1 pseudogene is annotated in these 350 nt (G+C 71.7%); it reads right to left on the reverse strand.

Features of this window, described 5'->3' with window-relative positions:
• A pseudogene (locus JK364_RS54770) lies at nt 1–350 on the reverse strand (polyketide synthase); the annotation flags it as partial.

Consider the following 350-nt stretch of genomic DNA (forward strand, 5'->3'; position numbering starts at 1 on the left):
CTGACGCCGAAGGAGGAGATCCCGGCCCGGCGCGGGCGCCCGTTGACCGGCCACTCCCGCGCTTCGGTCAGCAACTCCACCGCGCCAGACGTCCAGTCCACCTGCCGGGACGGCTCGTCTACGTGAATCGTCTTGGGCAGCACGCCGCGCCGCATCGCCTCGACCATCTTGATCACACCGGCCACACCGGCCGCGGTCTGCGGGTGCCCGATGTTGGACTTGATCGATCCGAGCCACAGGGGACGGTCGTCCGGGCGTTCCCGGCCGTAGGTGGCGAGGAGGGCCTGCGCCTCGATCGGGTCGCCCAGCGTCGTGCCGGTCCCGTGCGCCTCGACCGCGTCGACCTCCGA

Origin of the sequence: Streptomyces endocoffeicus, assembly GCF_016741935.1 — a bacterium.
GTDB classification, from domain to species: Bacteria; Actinomycetota; Actinomycetes; order Streptomycetales; family Streptomycetaceae; genus Streptomyces; species Streptomyces endocoffeicus.